The sequence below is a fragment of the Streptomonospora litoralis genome, from assembly GCF_004323735.1.
Classification (GTDB): domain Bacteria; phylum Actinomycetota; class Actinomycetes; order Streptosporangiales; family Streptosporangiaceae; genus Streptomonospora; species Streptomonospora litoralis.
The window spans coordinates 518,528-536,970 of the sequence record NZ_CP036455.1 but is presented as its reverse complement, the minus strand read 5'-3'; the positions used below and the strand labels follow the sequence as shown (position 1 = coordinate 536,970).

Sequence of the window (18,443 nt, the reverse complement as noted above, 5' to 3'; positions counted from 1 at the left end):
CCGGCGAACCGGTGCCGGTATGTCCGGTATACCGGTTCATCCGGCGATGATCGTGAACTTATGGCCGCGGAATGCGCTTTCCGGTGGCCATAAGTTCACGATAGACAGACTCGGCGGGACCGGTGCCGCCCAACGACCGCAGGCCCAGTCCCCCGCCGACCTCGGCGCCGCTTTTCTGTAAGACCACCCGCATCCCGGCAGACCAACAAGGCCGCACAGCAGAGCCGAGCCGCCGATCCGTCAGGCGCGCCACCGGCAGCACCCGACCCGTTGGGCGCGGTCCCCGCTCCCTCGACCGCGGGCCCAGCCCGCCACCGTCCCCGGTGCCCGCTGCTCCCCGTCAATCAGCCCGCCGCCCGGCCGGGGACAAGGCCAGGGCAAGTCCGCGTAACGGATCCGAGCCGTACGGCCCGGCCGCGCATGGGAGCCGGACCGATGCAGCACTTCTTAAGCACGGCTTAGCCGGGCGCCCCCTCCCGGAGGAACCGCCCGGTCGTCATCCCCGCCACCCTTCCGGCGCCGCCGGTCGGATTCGAATGATCGGTACGGCGGACGGCGCGTCGACCGCCCGCCGCCGGGAGTCCTACTCGCCTTTCCACTGCGGTGGACGCTTCTCGGCGAAGGCCGCGGCGCCCTCCATCGCGTCATGGCTGACGAACACCGGCCCCGTGATGGGGTCCTGGCGCTGCCACATCTCGTCGCTCGTCCAGTCCTCGGACTCGGTGATCACCTGCTTGGAGACCGACACGGCCAGCGGCGCGTTGGCCGCGATGCGCGCCGCGAGCGCACGGGCGCCCTCCAGCGCGCCGCCCGAGGCCGTGACACTGTTCACCAACCCCAGCTCGGCCATGCGCGGCGCTTCGACGAAGTCGCCGGTGAGCGCGAACTCCATGGCGATGTTGCGCGGAATGCGATGCTGCAGGCGCAGCAGTCCGCCACCGCCGGCCACCAACCCGCGCTTCACCTCGGGGATCCCGAACTTGGCGTCCTCGGCGGCCACCACCAGGTCGCAGGCCAGTACCGCCTCGAAGCCGCCCGCCAGCGCATAGCCCTCCACGGCCGCGATCAGCGGCTTTCGCGGGGGGCGCTGGGCGAATCCGGCGAATCCGCGGCCTTCCACCGTGGGGACCTCGCCCTGCATGAACGCCTTGAGGTCCATGCCCGAGCAGAACGTCTCCCCGGCGCCGGTGAGGATGCCCACGACCAGGTCGTTGCGGGAGTCCAGGTCGTCCAGCGCCTCGGCGACACCCTGGGCCACGGCGGCGTTGACGGCGTTCTTGGCCTGCGGGCGGTCGATCGTGATAACGGCGACGCCGTCCTGGGCGGTGTAGCTCACCTCGTCGCTCATCGCTCTCCTTGTGCTCGGTCCGGTTGCTCGGCCCGGCTCGGTCTGCGCGCCCGGCCGGTACTACTTGGGGGGCATGCGCAGGCCGCCGTCGAGCCGGACGACCTCGGCGTTGATGTAAGTGTTCTCCACCAGCGAGCGCACCAGCTTGGCGAATTCGGCTCCGGTGCCCAGACGCTTGGGGAACGGCACGGGTGCGGCGAGGCGCTGCTTGAACTCCTCGGACTCGGGGCCCTGGCCGTAGATCGGGGTGTCCAGAATGCCCGGCGCGATGGTGTTCACCCGGATACCGGCCGCGGCCAGGTCGCGCGCAGCCGGAACGGTCATGCCGATGATGCCGCCCTTGGAGGAGGAGTAGGCGATCTGCCCGATCTGGCCCTCCAGCCCGGCGACGGAGGCGGTGTTGACGATGGCGCCGCGCTCGCCGTCCTCGTTGGCGGGCTCGGTGGACGACATCGCCGCCGCGGACAGCCGCACCACGTTGAACGTGCCGATGAGGTTGACCTCGACGACCTTCTTGTAGCTCGCGAGATCGTGGGGCACGCCTTCCTTGTTGACCGTGCGCGTGGCCCAGCCGATACCCGCGCACGAGACCGCCGCGCGCAGCGGTCGGCCGGTGTCCACAGCTGCCTGCACGGCCGCCTGCACCTGGTCCTCGTCGGAGACGTCGGTGGCGACGAAGGTGCCGCCGACCTCCTTGGCCAGCGCCTCGCCGCGCTCGGCGTTCAGGTCGGCGATGACGACGCTCGCCCCCGCGGCGGCGAGGTCCTTGACGGTGGCTTCACCCAGCCCGCTTGCGCCGCCGGAAACGAGGGCGGCAACTCCATTCAGCTCCATGGGCGGCACTCTACAGACCCCGGGCGCCGCAGACTAGAACGAGGTTCGGTTGTTGGGGAACGGCGGTTTCGGCGCCGGTCACCGCGGCATACCGGCGGGCCCGGCGCGGCGCGACAGCGGACGCTCCGCTACCGCAGACGCCCGCGGCGCCGCGGCGGGGTGCCGATGCGGCGCTGGCGGCGGCCCTGGCGCCAGCGCGGCAGCGCGTCACGGGCGAGGTCGGCGGCACCGATCAGCCCGGCCTCGTTGCCCAGCTCGGCCGCGACGACGCCGGGCTCCGGGCGGTATCCGCGGCCGGTCAGCGTGCGCCGGAAGGCGCGGCGCGCCGGCTCCAGCAGCAGCTCGCCGCTCTCCGAGACGCCCCCGCCGATCACGAACAGCTCGGGGTCGAAGGCCGCTGCGAGGTTGGCCAGGCCCAGGCCGAGCCAGTCCCCCGCCTCCTCCAGCAGTTCGACGCAGGCCAAGTCGCCCTCCCGCGCCAGCTCGCTCACCAGCCCACCGGTGATCAGCGACGGGTTCCCGGCCACCGCGTTGAGCAGACCCCGCGCGACCGGCGAGTCGGCCGCGGCCAGCTCGCGCGCCTCCCGGGTGACCGCGTTGCCGCTGGCGTACTGCTCCCAGCAACCGCGGTTGCCGCATTCGCACCGCAGACCCCCGGGCACCACCGTCATGTGCCCGAACTCGCCGGCAATGCCGTGGCGGCCGCGGTACAGCTCGCCTCCGATGACCACGGCACCCCCGATGCCGGTGCCCAGGTTGACCACGACCGAGTCCGCGGCCCCTCTCCCCGCTCCGACGCGGACCTCGGCCCACGCGGCGGCGTTGGCGTCGTTCTCGACCACGATCGGCAGCTGCAGCCTGCTGCGCAATGCCTCGCGCAGCGGCTCCGCACGCCAGGACAGGTGGGGCGCGAACAACACGGTGGCCCGCTGGTCGTCGACGAAGCCGGCCGCGCCCACGCCCACGGCACGCACCGGGTAGGAGCGCCGCAGTTCGGCCACCACGGCGGCGATGGTGTCCTCGACCGTCTTCGGGCTTTTGCTGCGATGGGGGGTTTCGGCACGGGTGCGCGCCAGGATGCGGCCGCCGGGAGTGACCACTCCCGCGGCGACCTTGCTGCCGCCGATGTCGACGCCGATCACCAGGCCGCGGTAGTGGAAGCGGTCGCCTTCGCGCGAAGTAGCCATCGTCGGGCAACTCTAGACGAACGCGGCCAGCGCGCCCGCGCCCGCGCACGCGCGCCTTTCGCCTGCTCCGCGCCGCCGCGCTCAGACCGCGCGCGACAGCACGGCCGGGGAATCCGCTGTCCCCGGCGCCTCGCCCTGGCCCGTCTCGACGGCCGGCTCCAGGTCGTGGCGGCCCGCGATGAGCTCCTGGACGCGGATTTTGACCTTGATCAGGGGGCGGCGGATACGCCGGTCCCGCCGGACGGCCTGGTCGAGCTTGGCCGATCCCGCGGGATAGCGCCAGCGGGCCCACGGGGAGCCGGGAACCGCGAGGCGGATGGCCGCCACCACCGAGATGGCGGGCAGGAAGACCCCGGTGAGCCCGGTCCAGATCTTGCCCTTGAGCAGGCTGACGACCGAGCCGGCGAGGTTGACCAGCGCCAGCACCATCAGCCCCGCCTGGGCGGCGGTCTGCCACGCCCCGCCCGGCCCGGCGCCGTGGAACCAGTCCCAGCCGAAGGGCCGGAACCCGGTCAGCAGCAGACCGGTCAGCGCGACGGCCACGAAGACCGCGTCGACCGAGGCCCGGCCCTGCTCCGTCCAGTAGACGTCGCGCAGGTGCAGGATCAGCGCGAACTCGTCCAGCACCAGCGCGGCGCCCAATCCGAACAGCCCCGCGGCCACGGCGATGGGCGCGCCCTGGCGGTCGGTGATCAGCAGCGCGGCGACGCCGCCGACCATCATCAGCCCGACCCCGAACACGACGTGGTGGATGTGCAGCCCGCCGGGGCGCAGGTTGCCCGGCCACCACGTGACACCCGCGCGGATCATCCGCACGCTCATGCGGATCAGTAGGAAGCCGGCGACGAACGCGACGAAGAAGCAGAATAGCGGCAGCCGGCCCGTCGCCACGACGGTGCTGCCGAACCACTCGACCATCGGACTCCTAGGGTGCGATACCGGCCCGCGGGGTCGGGGGGCGGGCCACCCCTAACAGTACGTTTCAAGGCTAGGCGGGTGACGGATCGAAACCGTGTACACCGGGCCACGGCCGCTGGACGAGGCGGCCAAAGAATGCGAAGCGTCTGCGCGGATGCCCTCGGCCGGGTGCACGGCGTTCGCGGCCGGCCGAAACGCCGCGGCCGAGCCCGTGCGCTCGGCCGCGTCCGAACGACGCGGGCGGCCGTGCCCGCGCCGGCATCGGTTGGAGTGATCGGCTCAGGGGTGGGCGGCGCCGACGAGATCGGCGTGCGTGTTCTCGGGACGGCCCTGCTCATGGGGGAAGCGAGTGGCGCCGAGTGCCGGTTCGAGGTCGGTCAGCCAGGCCGCCTTCTCGTCGTAGCGCGCGAAGAACGGCTTGCCCACCAGTTCGGGGTCGCGTGCTTGGATGAAGTGGCACACGAACACCTTCTCGCCGGCGACCTCGGCGACGCCGTCGATGCACACCTTGCCGGGGGTGGCCGACATGGAGGGGCCGCGCACCGTGCGCGCCAGTCCGGAGACGCCGGCGTAGGCCTCGCGGAAGATCTCGTAGGCCTGGGCGAGCGGCACGGCGAAGTAGTCCTGCGGTCCGGTGTCGCGCTCGACGAACATGTAGTAGGGCACCATGCCGTGGCGGACGTGGGTGCGCCACATGCTCTCCCAGGTGGCGGGGTCGTCGTTGATCGTGCGGATCAGCGGCGCCTGGGTGCGGATGACCGACCCGGTGGCGCGGATGCGCGAGACCGCCTGCTGGACCAGGTCGGGCAGCATCTCGTTGGGATGGGAGAAATGCGCCATGAAGGCCAGGTTCTTCCCGGCCTCGGCGACCCGTTCGAACAGCCGCAGCGTTTCGTCGGCGTCCGGGTCGGTGGTGAAGCGCTGCGGCCAATACGCCAGCGACTTGGTGCCGATGCGGATGGACTCCAGTGTCTCCACCTGCAGCAGCGGCTCGATGTAGCGCGACAGCACGCCCTCGCCCATGATCATCGGGTCGCCGCCGGTGAACAGCACGCTGGTGACCTCGGGGTGGCGGTGCAGGTAGGCGACCAGGTGGTCGATCTCACCGGACGCGAACTTCAAGTCCGGCTCGCCCACGAACTGCGCCCAGCGGAAGCAGTAGGTGCAGTAGGCGTGGCAGGTCTGGCCCTGCTTGGGGAAGAACAGCACCGTCTCGTGGTACTTGTGCTGCATGCCCTCCAGCGGGTCCTCCTCCTCGGAGGAGGGGACGTTGAGCTCCATCTGCCCGGCCGGGTGCGGGTTCAGCTTCGCGCGGACCTCGTTGGCCGCCTGGTTGAGGTCCTTGCGCGGCGCCTCGCGGCGCAGCAGGTCGGCGATCCGCGCGACGTCGGTGGAGGGGAGCATGTCCGCCTGCGGGAATACGAGGCGGTAGATCGGATCGTCCGGCGCGGCGTCCCAGTCGATCAGCTCGTCGACGACGTAGCTGTTGACCCGGAACGGCAGCACCGTGGCGACCGCGCGGACGGCGAGGCGTTCGGCCGCGTCCAGCCCGGCGCGGGCCGTGAGCTCGTCCAGGTGTTTCGTCGTGTAGGCACGAAACCGACGCCCGGTTGACTGGGGCGGGGACGGTGCCGCGTCGTGCGTCAAGCTCACGTGTCTCCTTTCCTTCAGGGCCATGGCCCGCCCGTGCGGGGGAAGCAGGGCAGGCGGTACCCGGAAAGCCCGCGCTGGGCGGGCTTCCCGCAGCATGAACAGAACGGTTGTGCGACCGGCCGGACGATTCGCCCGAACCGGCCAAGGGTCAGGCATACCCGGACCACTGGTGTTCGTACCCACTTTCCGGTCGCCAACCGCTGAGCTGCGGCTCTTTACACGCACGCCCCCCGGTACCGGCCCCGGCGCCCCCTCTGCGCGGACGCCGTGCGGCTTTGCATAGCCTGTGCGCATACGGTCGAAGGTGCCCGTGGGCAGGCGCGTCGCCGCCGAACGCGGCGCCTTCCGCCGACGGCGGCGGCCACGGGCGCATCCGGCCCGGGTTTCCGGCGAGCAATGAGGGGGGCGGGTGAGCACACCCCAAGCGGGCGCGCGTCGGGGTCCCAGCGGGCCGATCATCGCACTGGACGCCATGGGCGGCGATCACGGCCCGCAGGAGGCCGTACGGGGCGCCGTCCGCGCCGTCCGCGACCGCGGGCTGCGCGTAGTACTGGTGGGCAGGCGCACCGAGGTCGCCCGGCTGCTCGCCGAGGAGGACGCGGTGGGGGCCATGCCGGTCCTGCACGCCGAGGACGCCCTGGCGATGCACGAAGGCGCGCTGGCGAGCTGGCGCCGTCCCCGTTCCAGCGTCGCGGTGGCCTGCAAGCTGATCCGCCAGGGTGAAGCGAGCGCGCTGGTGTCGGCCGGCTCCACCGGCGGCGTGGTCGCCACCTCGACGGTGCGGATGCGCACCCAGCCCGGGGTGCTGCGGCCGGCGCTGGCCGTGGCGCTGCCCACCCGCCCGCGCCCCACGGTTCTGCTCGACGCCGGCGCCAACGCCGACGCCAAGCCCGAGATGCTGGTGCAGTTCGCCCACTTGGGCGCCGCCTACGCCCGCAGCGCCTTCGGTGTGGAGAACCCCCGGGTGGGGATGCTCACCATCGGCTCGGAACCGGGCAAGGGCAACCGGCTGGCCCGCAAGACCGCCGAACTGCTCGCGGCCACCGCGGCGCAGGCGCCGACGCAGGCGGGCCGGCTGGACTTCCGCGGCAATGTGGAGGGCCACGACCTGCTCGCGGGCGAGGTGGATGTCGTGGTCACCGACGGCTTCACCGGGAACGTGGCGCTGAAGACCGTCGAGGGGGCGGTGCGCTTCACCATGGACGCCGTCACCGAAGCCATGACCGCCGGCACGCTGGCCAAGGCCGGGGCGCTGCTGCAGCGCAGATCGCTGCGGGAGCTGCGCAACCGACTGGACAGCGACACCTACGGCGGAGCGGTGCTGCTGGGGCTCAACGGAAGTGTGGTGATCGCCCACGGCTCCAGCCGCGCACCCGCCATCGAGCGCGCGTGCCAACTGGCCCACGACCTGACCTCGGGGGGGATCGGCGAGGAGGTGCGCAGCCGCGTGCAGGCCACCGCGCGCTCCACGCCGTGGCGCCAGCGGCTGGGCCAGGGCGAGGAGCAGCAGGCGCGCCCGTAGCACCGGGCCGGCGGCGGAGGCCGGGCGACGCGGGGACGCGTGCCCAGGGTGGATACGGCGGGTCGGCGGGGCCCCGCGGTGCCGTGGGGCTGTGGAGAACGGGACTCGCGAGGGGAGGCCGGTCGGTAGGCTTGCAGCATGGCCGACCCGCAGGAAACCCTCGCAGCACGGGTCCAGTCAGCACTCGGCGCCGCGCTCGGCGCCGAGTTCGCCGACACCGACCCCGTCATCCGTCCGTCGCAGTTCGCCGACTACCAGGCCAACGCCGCCCTGGCGCTGGCCAAGCGCCTCGGCCGAGCCCCGCGCGACGTCGCCGCCGACGTCGTCGCGCAGCTGGACGTCGACGACCTGTGCCGCGAGGTCGAGATCAGCGGCCCCGGCTTCATCAACCTGACCCTGCGCGACGACTGGATCGCCGCCCGGACCCAGGACCTGCTGGGCGACCCGCGGGCGGGTGTGCCCCGGCAGCATCCGCAGACCATCCCGCTGGACTATTCCGCGCCGAACGTCGCCAAGGAGATGCACGTCGGCCACCTGCGCACCACGGTCGTCGGCGACGCCCTGGCCCGGACCCTGGAGGCGCTGGGGCACGACGTCGTCCGGCAGAACCACATCGGCGACTGGGGCACCCCCTTCGGCATGCTCATCGAGCATCTGCTGGAGGCCGGCGAGGACTCCGCCGAGGCGGGGTTGCTGCAGACCGATCCCAACGCCTTCTACCAGGCGGCGCGCACCAAGTTCGACGACTCCGCGGAGTTCGCGGCGCGGGCGCGCAAGCGGGTCGTCGAACTCCAGGCGGGCGACGCCGAGACGCTGCGGCTGTGGCGCGAGCTGGTCGACTTCTCCACGGTCTACTTCAACAAGGTCTACGGTCGGCTGGACGTCACACTCACCGACTCCGACCTCGCCGGCGAGAGCACCTACAACCCCATGCTGCCCGCGGTGTGCGAGGAGCTGGAGCGCAAGGGCATCGCCGAGATCAGCGAGGGTGCGCTGTGCGTGTTCCTCGACGGGTTCACCGGCCGCGAGGACAAACCGATCCCGCTGATCGTCCGCAAGAGCGACGGCGGCTACGGCTACGCCACCACCGACCTCGCCACGGTGCGCTACCGGGTCGAGCAGCTGGCGGCCGACCGCATCGTCTACGTCGTGGGCGCACCGCAGGCCCTGCACTTCAAGATGGTCTGGGAGACCGCGCGCAAGGCCGGATGGCTGCCCGACGACGTCGAGACCGTCCACGTGCAGATCGGCAACGTGCTGGGCACCGACGGCAAGATCCTGCGCACCCGCAGCGGCCGGTCCATCCGGCTGATGGAGCTGCTGGACGAGGCCGTCGAGCGCGCGGCCAAGGTCGTCGGCGACAACCGCCCCGATCTCGACGACTCCACCCGGGCCGCCATCGCCCGCGAGGTCGGAATCGGCGCGGTGAAGTACGCCGACCTCTCAGTCTCCCACGACACCGAGTACGTCTTCGACTTCGACCGGATGCTGGCGCTGAACGGCAATACCGGCCCCTACCTGCAGTACGCTGCCGCGCGGATCCGCTCCATCTTCCGCAAGGGCGGCATCGCCCCCGAAGACGCAACGGGCCCGGTGGCCATCACAGAGCCGGCGGAGCGCGACCTCGCGCTGGCGCTGCTGGGCTTCGGCCCCGCGGTGGCCACCGTGGGCGCCACGCTGGAGCCGCACCGGCTGTGCGGCTACCTCTTCGACCTCGCCCAGGCGTTCACCGCGTTCTTCGAGCACTGCCCGGTGCTGCAGGCCGACGATCCGGCGGTGCGCGAGTCCCGCTTCGCGCTGATCGCGGCCACGCTGCAGACCCTCGTCACGGGTCTGGGGCTGCTCGGGGTGCGCGCGCCCGAGCAGATGTAGCGAGCCGGAGCGCACCGGCGGATGCGGCTCGGCGGACGCCGCTGCCGCCTCCGCCGGACGACCGCCCGTCGGCCGCCTACGTCAGCCGCGTCCGCCGGGGCCCTCACCGTCTCGGGGGCGCCCGTCTCCCTCGGACGAGTCCCAGTCCTGCCAGTCGTCCTGGTCCCAGTCGTCCTGACCCCAGTCCTGCCGGTCCCAGCCGTCCTCGTCCGAGTCCCGGTCGCCGTTCTCACCGTCGAGCCACGGCGGCACGTCGGGGACGGCCTGCCCGCCATCGGCTCCGGAGTCCTCCGACCCGCTCTGGGCGCCGCCGCCGGTCCCCTCCTGCTGCCCGCTCTGGGCGCCGCCCGAGCCGGAGCCGCCGCCCGAATCACCGCCGGCATCCGCGGAACCGCCCGAGCCGCCGCTCGCGGGAGGGCCTTCGCCCGCCCCGGAATCCCCTTGGGAAGGGGCGCCGTCATCGGGCACGGCGATCGTCGCCTCCCCGGCGGGCTGGGCAGGCGGAGCCCCGCCGCCGTCGCCCGCCGGAGCGGCCGACGGGCTCACGCTCACCGCACCCGGCGGGGGAGGCGGGTCGTCCACGCCCACCTCGGTGCCTCCCCGGCTCAGGGCCACGACCGCGGCGACCGCACCGCCGCAGACGAGGCAGGCGGCCGCGGCACCGGCCGTCATCAGGCGGCGCCTGCGCAACCGCTCCCGCCTGCGCCGAGCGGTCCGGGTGAACACGGGCTCGGTACTGTGCGTATCGCTGCTCAATGCGGATCGCTGACTTCTCGGGGGACGAGTGCGCCGACGCCGCTACCGCGCGGAGCAGGTGTCCGCGGCGCACAGGCTCCCCAAGAGCGTACATCGCGGGCGGTTCCCCCCGATCTCGAATGGTGCAGCCGCGATCGGCCGCGCCCGCGGTGCCGCACCGGTCGACCCGACCGGACACGGCCGCCGAGCGCGCGGCGAGCGTGTGAGGTGTACTACAGCGGCGGGTGTGAAAGCCGACCGAAAGTGGACTTTCACCAGGCCCCGATACCCCTTGACCGACCCGAACTGCGACGCGGAACCGCCCGCACGCCGCCGGAGCTGTGACTACCCCGCGAGGTACACCACGGTCAACGGCACCAAACAACATCGAAACGGGATATTAGCCTGAGGTAGATCGAAAAGAGGGGAAAGTACACATGAACCCACTCCCGCCAGAGGGCTATGACTTCGGTCCCGCACCGGGCCACTGGCACATCGACCCCATCCACTCCTGCATCATCTTCGTCGCCCGCTACCTGCGCTTCGGCCGCGTCCAGGGCACGTTCGGCGACGCCAGGGGGGCCGTGATGGTGGCCGACGACCCCGCGGCGTCCAAGGTCGACGTGAGCGTCCGCGCGGCCTCGGTCAACACGGGCGTGCAGGCGCGCGACGACCACCTGCGCTCGGCCGACTTCCTGGATGTGGAGAACCACCCGGAAATCCGCTTCACCAGCACCCGCATCGAGGAGCGCTCGGTCCACAAGCGCACCTTCTACCTGCACGGCGACCTGACCATCCACGGCACCACGCGCCCGATCGCGCTGGAGTGCGAGTGGGCCGGGGAGGCTCCCGACTACGCCGACCCCGACGGGACCTACGGGCACTTCTTCGCCGGCAACACCCAGATCAGGCTCTCCGACTTCGGTGTCGGCGACGGCGGACCCGTGCCCTGGGGTGATCGCCTGGTCGGCGACGTCATCGACATCGTCTTGGAGTTGCGGGTCCAGGACACCGACCCGATCCACTTCCTCCGCCAGATCGGCCACGTCTCCTGACGCCGCACCGGGGGCCGAACGGATTCCCCTCTCGCGCCGGAACCCTCGAACCGGCGGCGACCGTTTCGCGCCGGCTCGACGCCTCGCCGGCGGCCTTCGGCTGACACCGTTCCGGCTCCCCCGCCGTTCCCGGCCCCGCATCGCGTACAGAGGTCCGCTGCTTCACTCCGGCGCCCCCGTCCGCCGCGTGCCCGCGGCGCCCGGTCTCACCACGTCCGCCCGGCTGCCCGCTCAGCCGCGCGCGAGGAAGTCCTCGATCTCGGACCGCTCGGGCATGGACGGCGCCGCACCGTGGCGCTGCACCGAAAGCGCAGCGGCGGCCTGGGCGAACCGCAGGCACTCCTCGGGCGCAGCGCCCCGGGCCCGGGCGACCGCGAAGGCGCCGCAGAAGGTGTCTCCGGCTGCGGTGGTATCGACCGGCGTTACCCGGCGCGCCGCCACGCGGACGGGCTCGGCGCCGCGGGCGCCGTACAGTGCGCCGCCCTCGCCCAGGGTGATGATCGCCTCGGGCACGATGCGCAGCAGGGCGGCCAGGGCGCTGTGCGGCTCGGCCTCCCCGGTGATCGCCGCCGCCTCGTGCTGGTTGGGCACGAGCAGGTCGACCTGTTCCAGCAGTTCGGTGGGCAGTTCGCGGGCGGGCGCCGGGGTCAGCACCGTCGGCACGCCCGCGGCGCGGCCGGCGCGCGCTGCGGCGACGACGGCCTCCATGGGCAGCTCCAGCTGCAGCAGCAGCGCCGCGCTGCCTTCTACCAGCGCTTCGTCGCCCGCGCGCAGACCGGTGACGCGGCCGTTGGCGCCGGGAATCACGATGATGGAGTTGGCTCCGTCGTCCTCAACGACGATATGGGCCACGCCGGAGGTGCCCGCGACGGTACGCAGCCCCGACACCTCGATGCCGCACTCCACGAGGTTGCTGCGCAGTTGGTTGCCGAACGCGTCGTCGCCCACCGCGCCGAGGAACGCGACGTCGGCACCGGCGCGGGCGGCCGCCACTGCCTGGTTGGCGCCCTTGCCTCCGGGGACCTGGGCGAACCGCGTCCCGGTCACCGTCTCACCGCTCCCCGGTGCGGAACCGACGTAGGCGACGAGGTCCATGTTGACGCTGCCGAAGACCGCGATGCGCGGCGGTGCCGCGAAGGTGCCAGACGAACTCACACGGCGACCCTACCGGGGCGCCGCGCCGACGCCGAGGGCCCGACCCGCCGCTGCGGGCTGCGCAGGCCACCTCGGAGCCTCGCGGGCGGAACCGACACCTTCGTCACTCCCGCAGGTGCTCCGACGGTCCCGCCACCGATCTCAGGCTCCGCCGAGACCCGCCGCGTCGGCCGCCGCCGACTCCTGATCGGCGCCGCCGTCGAGGTCCACCATCACCGGCGCGTGGTCGGAGGCCCCCTTGCCCTTGCGCTCCTCGCGGTCGACCATCGCGCCGGAGACCCGCGACGCCAGCGCGGGCGAGGCCAGTACGAAGTCGATCCGCATGCCCTTGCGCTTGGGGAAGGACAGCTGCTTGTAGTCCCAGTAGGTGTAGACGCCGGGGCCGGGCGCGAAGGGGCGCACCACCTCGGCGAACCCGGCGTCGACGACGCTGGTGAACGCGTCGCGCTCGGGCTTGGTCACGTGCGTCTTGCCTTCGAACTCGGCCATGTCCCACACGTCGTCGTCCTGGGGAGCGACGTTGAAGTCGCCGCACAGCGCCATCTGCGCGCGCGGGTCCTCGTCCAGGCACTCGGCGCCGTAGGCGCGCAGCGCCTCCAGCCAGCGCAGCTTGTAGGAGTAGTGCGGGTCGTCGATTTCGCGGCCGTTGGGCACGTACAGGCTCCACACCCGCACACCGCCGCAGGTGGCGCCCAGGGCGCGGGCCTCGGGAGCCTCGGGTTCACCCCATCCGGGCTGGCCGGGGAAGCCGAACTGCACGTCGGTCAGCCCCACACGGGAGAGGACCGCGACGCCGTTCCACTGCGAGAGCCCGTGGTGGGCGACCTCGTAGCCGAGGTCGGTGAAGAGCTCGGTGGGGAACTGGTCGTCGCGGCACTTGGTCTCCTGGACAGCGGCGACGTCGACGTCGCTGCGCTGCAACCACGCCGCGATCCGCTCGCCGCGCGCCCGGACACTGTTCACATTCCACGTCGCGATTCGCACACCGCCAGGCTAGCGCGGGGATACGACGGTGCGCCGCCCTTCGGCGCGGCGGACGAGGGGACCGACGACGGCGAGTCCGCCGCCACGGCTTCCGGAGTCGGGGAACCGCCGGCCCGGTAGATCCGATGTGCCGGTATCCGCCGCGGCGATCGCCCCGCGCCATGTACGGACGCGCGGGCGCCCGCCGCCGTCGCCGCTACGACCCGCCGTCCGCCTTGTGCGGCGGCGAAGTGAGTCCGGGGCCCTGGCGGGTAGGACAAGCGGACGGAAGGGGCTCGGTGCGGCCGTCCTCCGCACCGAGCCCCCTCTCCGCGCCTCGCCGCGCGGAACGCCGCCGCATCTGCTGCGCGGCGCGCGGTACTGCCACGGGGTAGGACGGCCGAGCCGCCCGCGGGGTTCGCCTCCCTTCGGTAAAGGATCACCCGACACCGGCGGGACACGGCGCGTGCGCGCCGTCCTTTTCGCCCCCGGGGCCGCGGCTATCAGCGTTTTCCCAGCCTGCGCTCTGCCGCATCACAGCCCGTTGCGGCATCCTGTTGCCGGGCCGCAGGCGGTTGCCGGCCCGGCACGACCGCGAGCCGCACCCTGTCCACGGCTTCGGTCTGCACGGGGCGGTACGGCCGCAGGCTGCGGCCCGTCGTTTCACGCCCGCGCGAGCCTGACGCGCGGACGCGAGACGACGGCGGGGACGCCGGGTCGGCGCGCCCCGGCGTCCCCGCCGCGCATCGGCGCCCTTTTCGGTGCCTTTCCGCCCCGCCTGCCGGCGAACGCCGGAGCGCGCGGCGTGTCACCCTCGTTCCGGGCCTGCGGCATGATGGGAGGCCAGGCCGGAGGCCGCTCCGGAACCGCTCAGAGGTGGAATGCATGCGCGAGACCGCGACACGCTCGCACGTACTGGTGATCGACGACGAGCCGAACATCCGCGACCTGGTGCAGGCGGCACTGCGCTTCCACGGGTTCAGCGTGGACACCGCGGAGACCGGCGAGGCGGGTCTGGCGATGGCGCGCGAGCAGCGCCCCGACCTGATCGTCCTCGACGTGCTGCTTCCCGACGTCAGCGGGTTCGAGGTCTGCCGGCAGCTGCGCGACTCCGGCGACGAGGTCCCGGTCATCTACCTCACCGCGCGCGACACCCCTTCCGACACGGTGACCGGGCTGTCTCTGGGCGGCGACGACTACGTCACCAAGCCCTTCTCCGTCGAGGCCCTCGTCGCGCGCGTGCACGCGCTCCTGCGGCGCACCCGGCGCGACGAGGGCGGTGCCGACTCCGACCGCAACGAGCAGGGCATGCTGCGGGTGGACGACCTCGAACTCAACGAGCGGACCTGGACGGTGCGCCGCGCAGGCGTGCCCATCGAGCTGTCGCCGACGGAGTTCCGCCTGCTGGCCTATCTGATGAGCAACGCCGGTCAGGTGCTGACGCGGGCCCAGCTGCTGGAGAACGTGTGGGGCTGGGACTACGCCGGGCAGTCCCAGATCGTGGAGACCTATGTCAGCTACCTGCGCCGCAAGCTCGACCCGCTCGGACCCGCGCTCATCCACACCCAGCGCGGGGTGGGCTACGCGCTGCGCAACCGGGACAGCTCATAGATGACCCAGCGCGGAGGGCTGCGGCGGCGGCTGCTCGTCGGTCTGCTCGCGGTCACCGGTACCGGCCTGCTGGTGACCTGTGTCGTCGGATTCCTGACCCTGCGCAGCTTCATCACGGAGCGGATAGACGCCCAGCTCCAGCTCACCGCGGAACGCGCGATGGTGCGGCTGGACAACGACACCCCGCCGGCGGGCGTGGACGCGCCCAGCCCCTCGCCCTACTTCGTGGTGCTGCTGGACGGCCGCACCGGCGAGATCAGCCAGGTCTACGGCGACAGCTACCGCGAAGACGTCGTGCTGGACCGCATCCGCACCATCGGGTTGGAGCGCTGGCGCGAGTACGGCTCCACCGGGGAGATCTTCGAGCTGGACGGCGTGGACCCGGCTGTCGCGCCCTACCGCGCGACCGTGCGGTTGCGGCCCGAGACCATCATGGTCGCGGGGGTGCCCACCAGCGACCGCGAGCAGTACCCGTGGCAGCTGGTACTGACGCAGCTGGTCACCGCCGGACTGCTGCTGGGCGGGCTGACACTGGCGGGCCGCTGGCTGATCGGGCGCGGCCTGGAGCCGCTGGACGAGATGGCCACGACCGCCAACCGGATCAGCGTCGGCTCGGACATGTCGGTGCGCATGCCGGGGTCGGGGTCGCACAGCGAGGTCGGGCGACTGGCGACGGCCATCAACACCATGCTGCGCCGCATCGAGGACGCCTTCGCCGCCCAGCGCGCATCGGAGGAGCGGGTGCGCGCGTTCGCGGCCGACGCCTCCCACGAGCTGCGGACCCCGCTGACGACCATCCGCGGCTATGCCGAGCTGTACCGGCAGGGCGCCATCCCCGACACCGAGATGGGCGGGGCGATGGAGCGCATCGAGAACGAGTCGCAGCGGATGAGCCGGCTGGTCGCCGAGCTGCTGGAGCTGGCGCGGCTGGACCGCACCGGTTCGCTGCAGCGCTCGCGCACCGACCTCACCGTGCTCGCCGCGGAGGTGGTGGGGGACGCCCAGGCCCTGGAGCCCCAGCGCGAGATATCCCTGGAGGCGCCGGACGAGCTGTGGTGCGACTCCGACGAGGCCAGACTGCGCCAGATCCTGGCTAATCTGCTGGCCAACGTGCGCGAACACACCCCCGCGAACACGCCGGTCGCCGTGCGGCTGCGCAGTCAGGATGATCGCGCCGTGCTGGAGGTCGCCGACCGGGGGCCGGGCATGGCGCCGGAGGACCTGAACCGGGCGTTCGACCGCTTCTACCGCAGCAACCGCACGCCGGGCAGCGGGAGCGGACTGGGCCTGGCCATCGTGCGCGCGATCGCCGACGCCCACAGCGGCGACGTGGACCTGGACTCGGCGCCGGGCGAGGGTACGACGGTGACCGTGCGGATTCCGCTGCACCAGGAGGAGTGAGCGCGGCCGGAGCCTGCCCGGCGCGGAGGGAGCGCGCTCCGGATTCCGGCGCAGCGCCGCACCCCCGGCGGCCATGCTTCATTCCCCCTACTCGCGGGTAGGGGTGTGAAGCAGGCCATACAGACCCCGGCGCGACGTTGTGCTGGCGAGGTGATCACGGATATGACCGCGGTGAACCGCGAAACCGCCCCTGAGCACGTCGACGAGCGGCAGGCCCGAGCCGTGGCCGAAGCCGCCCGCGAAACCGAGTGGCAAAAGCCCAGCTTCGGCAAGGAGCTCTATCTCGGCCGGCTGCGGCTGGACCTGGTCCACCCCTACCCGCGGCCCGCACCCGACACCGTCGAGGAGGGCGAGGAGTTCCTCGCCAAGCTGCGCGACTTCTGCACGACGATCGACTCCCAGCGGATCGAGCGCGAGGAGCGCATTCCCGACGAGGTCATGGCCGGGCTCAAGGAGCTGGGCGCGCTCGGTATGAAGATTCCCCGCACATACGGCGGGCTCGGGCTGAGCCAGCTGTACTACAACCGGGCGCTGACCCTCGTGGGATCGGTCTCCCCCGCCATCGGGGCGCTGCTCTCGGCGCACCAGTCCATCGGCGTCCCCCAGCCGCTGAAGATGTTCGGCACCGAGGAGCAGAAGCGCACCTTCCTGCCGCGCTGCGCGACCACCGACATCAGCGCCTTCCTGCTCACCGAGCCCGACGTCGGCAGCGACCCGGCGCGGCTGCGCAGTACCGCGACCCCGACCGAGGACGGCTCGGCCTACCTACTCGACGGCGTGAAGCTGTGGACCACCAACGGCGTCGTGGGCGACCTGCTGGTGGTCATGGCACGTGTTCCGCAGAGCGAGGGGCACCGCGGCGGCATCACGGCGTTCGTCGTCGAGGGCGACTCCGAGGGCATCACGGTCGAGAACCGCAACAGGTTCATGGGGTTGCGCGGCCTGGAGAACGGGGTGACCCGGTTCCACCGGGTGCGCGTACCCGCGGAGAACCGGATCGGCGAGGAGGGCAAGGGCCTCAAGATCGCGCTGTCCACGCTGAACACCGGGCGGCTGTCGCTGCCCGCGATGTGCGTGGGGGCGGGCAAGTGGTGCACGAAGATCGCCCGCGAGTGGTCGCGGGAGCGCGTCCAGTGGGGGCGCCCGGTCGGCAAGCACGAAGAGGTGGCCAAGAAGGTCTCCTTCATCGCCGCCACCACCTACGCCATGACCGCCATGCTGGACCTCTCCAGCCAGTTCGCCGACGACGAGCGCAACGACATCCGCATCGAGGCCGCGATCGCCAAGCTGTGGTGCTCGGAGATGGCCTCCCGGGTCGCCGACGAACTGGTGCAGCTGCGCGGCGGCCGCGGCTACGAGACCGCCGAGTCCCTGGCCGCGCGCGGCGAGCGCGGCATCCCCGCCGAGCAAGCCGTGCGCGACCTGCGCATCAACCGGATCTTCGAAGGCAGCACGGAGATCATGCACCTGCTCATCGCCCGCGAGGCGGTCGACGCCCACCTGTCGGTAGCCGGCGACATCATCGACCCCGAGGCCGATTCCGCCGCCAAGGCGCGCGCGTTCGCCAAGGCCGGCGGGTTCTACGCCACCTGGCTGCCCACCCTGGTCGTCGGCGAAGGCCAGCGCCCCGGATCCTACGGCGAGTTCGGGCCGCTCGCCGCGCACTTGCGCTATGTCGAGCGCGCGGCGCGCAAGCTGGCGCGCTCCACCTTCTACGGGATGTCGCGCTGGCAGGGCCGGATGGAGACCAAGCAGGCGTTCTTGGCCCGGGTGGTCGACATCGGCGCCGAACTGTTCGCGATGAGCGCCGTGGTCGTGCGCGCCCACCGCGACCGCGAGGACCATCCGGAGCGCGGCCAGGGCGCCTACGAGCTGGCCGACGCCTTCTGCCGCCAGTCCCGCCTGCGCGCCGACGCGCTGTTCACCGACCTGTGGACCAACACCGACGACATCGACGGCAAACTGAGCCGGCGCGTCCTCGACGACCACTACACGTGGCTGGAGGAGGGCGTCGTCGACCCCTCCACCCCGGGTCCGCTCATCGGTGAGGCCGAGCCCGGTCCCTCGACCAAGGAGGACGTCCACCGCAAGATGGGCTGAGCACGGCCGCTCAGCCCGGCGGGGCACCCGGTCCACGACTCCGGGCGTATTCGTCGTCACACTCTGAAACAATCGGATGGGCGCCGTCG

Annotated in this window: 14 protein-coding genes; 6 read left to right on the top strand and 8 right to left on the bottom strand. The window is 72.3% G+C overall.

Features of this window, described 5'->3' with window-relative positions; all coding sequences use genetic code 11:
* Window positions 1-583: 583 nt before the first annotated feature.
* The 5 genes from EKD16_RS02420 to EKD16_RS02400 form a co-directional block, all read right to left on the bottom strand.
* On the bottom strand, window positions 584-1,348 hold the full coding sequence (locus tag EKD16_RS02420; protein WP_131096880.1) for a crotonase/enoyl-CoA hydratase family protein: 765 nt from the start codon (window positions 1,346-1,348) through the stop codon (window positions 584-586).
* Window positions 1,349-1,408: 60 nt separating this feature from the next.
* The gene (locus EKD16_RS02415) at window positions 1,409-2,182 is read right to left on the bottom strand and encodes an SDR family NAD(P)-dependent oxidoreductase (RefSeq protein ID WP_131096879.1); all 774 of its coding nucleotides are present in this window, start codon (window positions 2,180-2,182) and stop codon (window positions 1,409-1,411) included.
* A gap of 128 nt (window positions 2,183-2,310) precedes the next feature.
* A complete protein-coding gene (locus EKD16_RS02410; RefSeq protein WP_131096878.1) occupies window positions 2,311-3,369 on the bottom strand; it encodes an ROK family glucokinase in 1,059 nt (352 codons plus the stop codon).
* An 81-nt stretch (window positions 3,370-3,450) separates the two neighbouring features.
* Window positions 3,451-4,287: a hypothetical protein gene (locus EKD16_RS02405; RefSeq protein ID WP_131096877.1), complete on the bottom strand. Its 837-nt coding sequence runs from the start codon at window positions 4,285-4,287 to the stop codon at window positions 3,451-3,453.
* Window positions 4,288-4,566: 279 nt separating this feature from the next.
* Complete coding sequence (locus EKD16_RS02400; RefSeq protein WP_242677201.1) at window positions 4,567-5,940, bottom strand: KamA family radical SAM protein; 1,374 nt, start codon at window positions 5,938-5,940, stop codon at window positions 4,567-4,569.
* 409 nt (window positions 5,941-6,349) lie between these two features.
* On the opposite strand from EKD16_RS02400, the gene plsX reads away from it, so the two are divergent.
* Both plsX and argS read left to right on the top strand, forming a co-directional pair.
* A complete protein-coding gene (gene plsX, locus EKD16_RS02395; protein WP_341351864.1) occupies window positions 6,350-7,462 on the top strand; it encodes a phosphate acyltransferase PlsX in 1,113 nt (370 codons plus the stop codon).
* 138 nt (window positions 7,463-7,600) lie between these two features.
* On the top strand, window positions 7,601-9,334 hold the full coding sequence (argS, locus tag EKD16_RS02390; RefSeq protein ID WP_131096875.1) for an arginine--tRNA ligase: 1,734 nt from the start codon (window positions 7,601-7,603) through the stop codon (window positions 9,332-9,334).
* 81 nt (window positions 9,335-9,415) lie between these two features.
* Here argS and EKD16_RS02385 read toward each other — a convergent pair whose 3' ends face one another.
* Window positions 9,416-10,090, bottom strand: coding sequence for a hypothetical protein (locus EKD16_RS02385; RefSeq protein ID WP_131096874.1), 675 nt, complete (start codon window positions 10,088-10,090; stop codon window positions 9,416-9,418).
* 416 nt (window positions 10,091-10,506) lie between these two features.
* Here EKD16_RS02385 and EKD16_RS02380 point away from each other — a divergent pair, with 416 nt between their 5' ends.
* Window positions 10,507-11,124: a YceI family protein gene (locus EKD16_RS02380; protein ID WP_131096873.1), complete on the top strand. Its 618-nt coding sequence runs from the start codon at window positions 10,507-10,509 to the stop codon at window positions 11,122-11,124.
* Between the two features lie 231 nt (window positions 11,125-11,355).
* On the opposite strand, the gene rbsK is transcribed toward EKD16_RS02380, so the two are convergent.
* Window positions 11,356-12,279: a ribokinase gene (rbsK, locus tag EKD16_RS02375; RefSeq protein WP_278248919.1), complete on the bottom strand. Its 924-nt coding sequence runs from the start codon at window positions 12,277-12,279 to the stop codon at window positions 11,356-11,358.
* Between the two features lie 141 nt (window positions 12,280-12,420).
* Window positions 12,421-13,263: an exodeoxyribonuclease III gene (locus EKD16_RS02370; RefSeq protein ID WP_131096872.1), complete on the bottom strand. Its 843-nt coding sequence runs from the start codon at window positions 13,261-13,263 to the stop codon at window positions 12,421-12,423.
* A gap of 864 nt (window positions 13,264-14,127) precedes the next feature.
* On the opposite strand from EKD16_RS02370, the gene EKD16_RS02365 reads away from it, so the two are divergent.
* From EKD16_RS02365 to EKD16_RS02355, 3 genes are all read left to right on the top strand, one after another.
* Window positions 14,128-14,853: a response regulator transcription factor gene (locus EKD16_RS02365; protein WP_131096871.1), complete on the top strand. Its 726-nt coding sequence runs from the start codon at window positions 14,128-14,130 to the stop codon at window positions 14,851-14,853.
* Window positions 14,854-16,254, top strand: coding sequence for a sensor histidine kinase (locus EKD16_RS02360; RefSeq protein WP_131096870.1), 1,401 nt, complete (start codon window positions 14,854-14,856; stop codon window positions 16,252-16,254). It abuts the gene before it with no gap.
* Between the two features lie 162 nt (window positions 16,255-16,416).
* The gene (locus tag EKD16_RS02355; protein WP_131096869.1) at window positions 16,417-18,354 is read left to right on the top strand and encodes an acyl-CoA dehydrogenase family protein; all 1,938 of its coding nucleotides are present in this window, start codon (window positions 16,417-16,419) and stop codon (window positions 18,352-18,354) included.
* The last annotated feature ends 89 nt before the right edge of the window (window positions 18,355-18,443 follow it).

Coding starts and splice junctions, on each gene's coding strand:
- EKD16_RS02420 (WP_131096880.1), bottom strand. CDS start 1,348: ATGAGCGACGAGGTGAGCTACACCGCCCAGGACGGCGTCGCCGTTATC.
- EKD16_RS02415 (WP_131096879.1), bottom strand. CDS start 2,182: ATGGAGCTGAATGGAGTTGCCGCCCTCGTTTCCGGCGGCGCAAGCGGG.
- EKD16_RS02410 (WP_131096878.1), bottom strand. CDS start 3,369: ATGGCTACTTCGCGCGAAGGCGACCGCTTCCACTACCGCGGCCTGGTG.
- EKD16_RS02405 (WP_131096877.1), bottom strand. CDS start 4,287: ATGGTCGAGTGGTTCGGCAGCACCGTCGTGGCGACGGGCCGGCTGCCG.
- argS (WP_131096875.1), top strand. CDS start 7,601: ATGGCCGACCCGCAGGAAACCCTCGCAGCACGGGTCCAGTCAGCACTC.
- EKD16_RS02380 (WP_131096873.1), top strand. CDS start 10,507: ATGAACCCACTCCCGCCAGAGGGCTATGACTTCGGTCCCGCACCGGGC.
- EKD16_RS02365 (WP_131096871.1), top strand. CDS start 14,128: ATGCGCGAGACCGCGACACGCTCGCACGTACTGGTGATCGACGACGAG.
- EKD16_RS02360 (WP_131096870.1), top strand. CDS start 14,854: ATGACCCAGCGCGGAGGGCTGCGGCGGCGGCTGCTCGTCGGTCTGCTC.
- EKD16_RS02355 (WP_131096869.1), top strand. CDS start 16,417: ATGACCGCGGTGAACCGCGAAACCGCCCCTGAGCACGTCGACGAGCGG.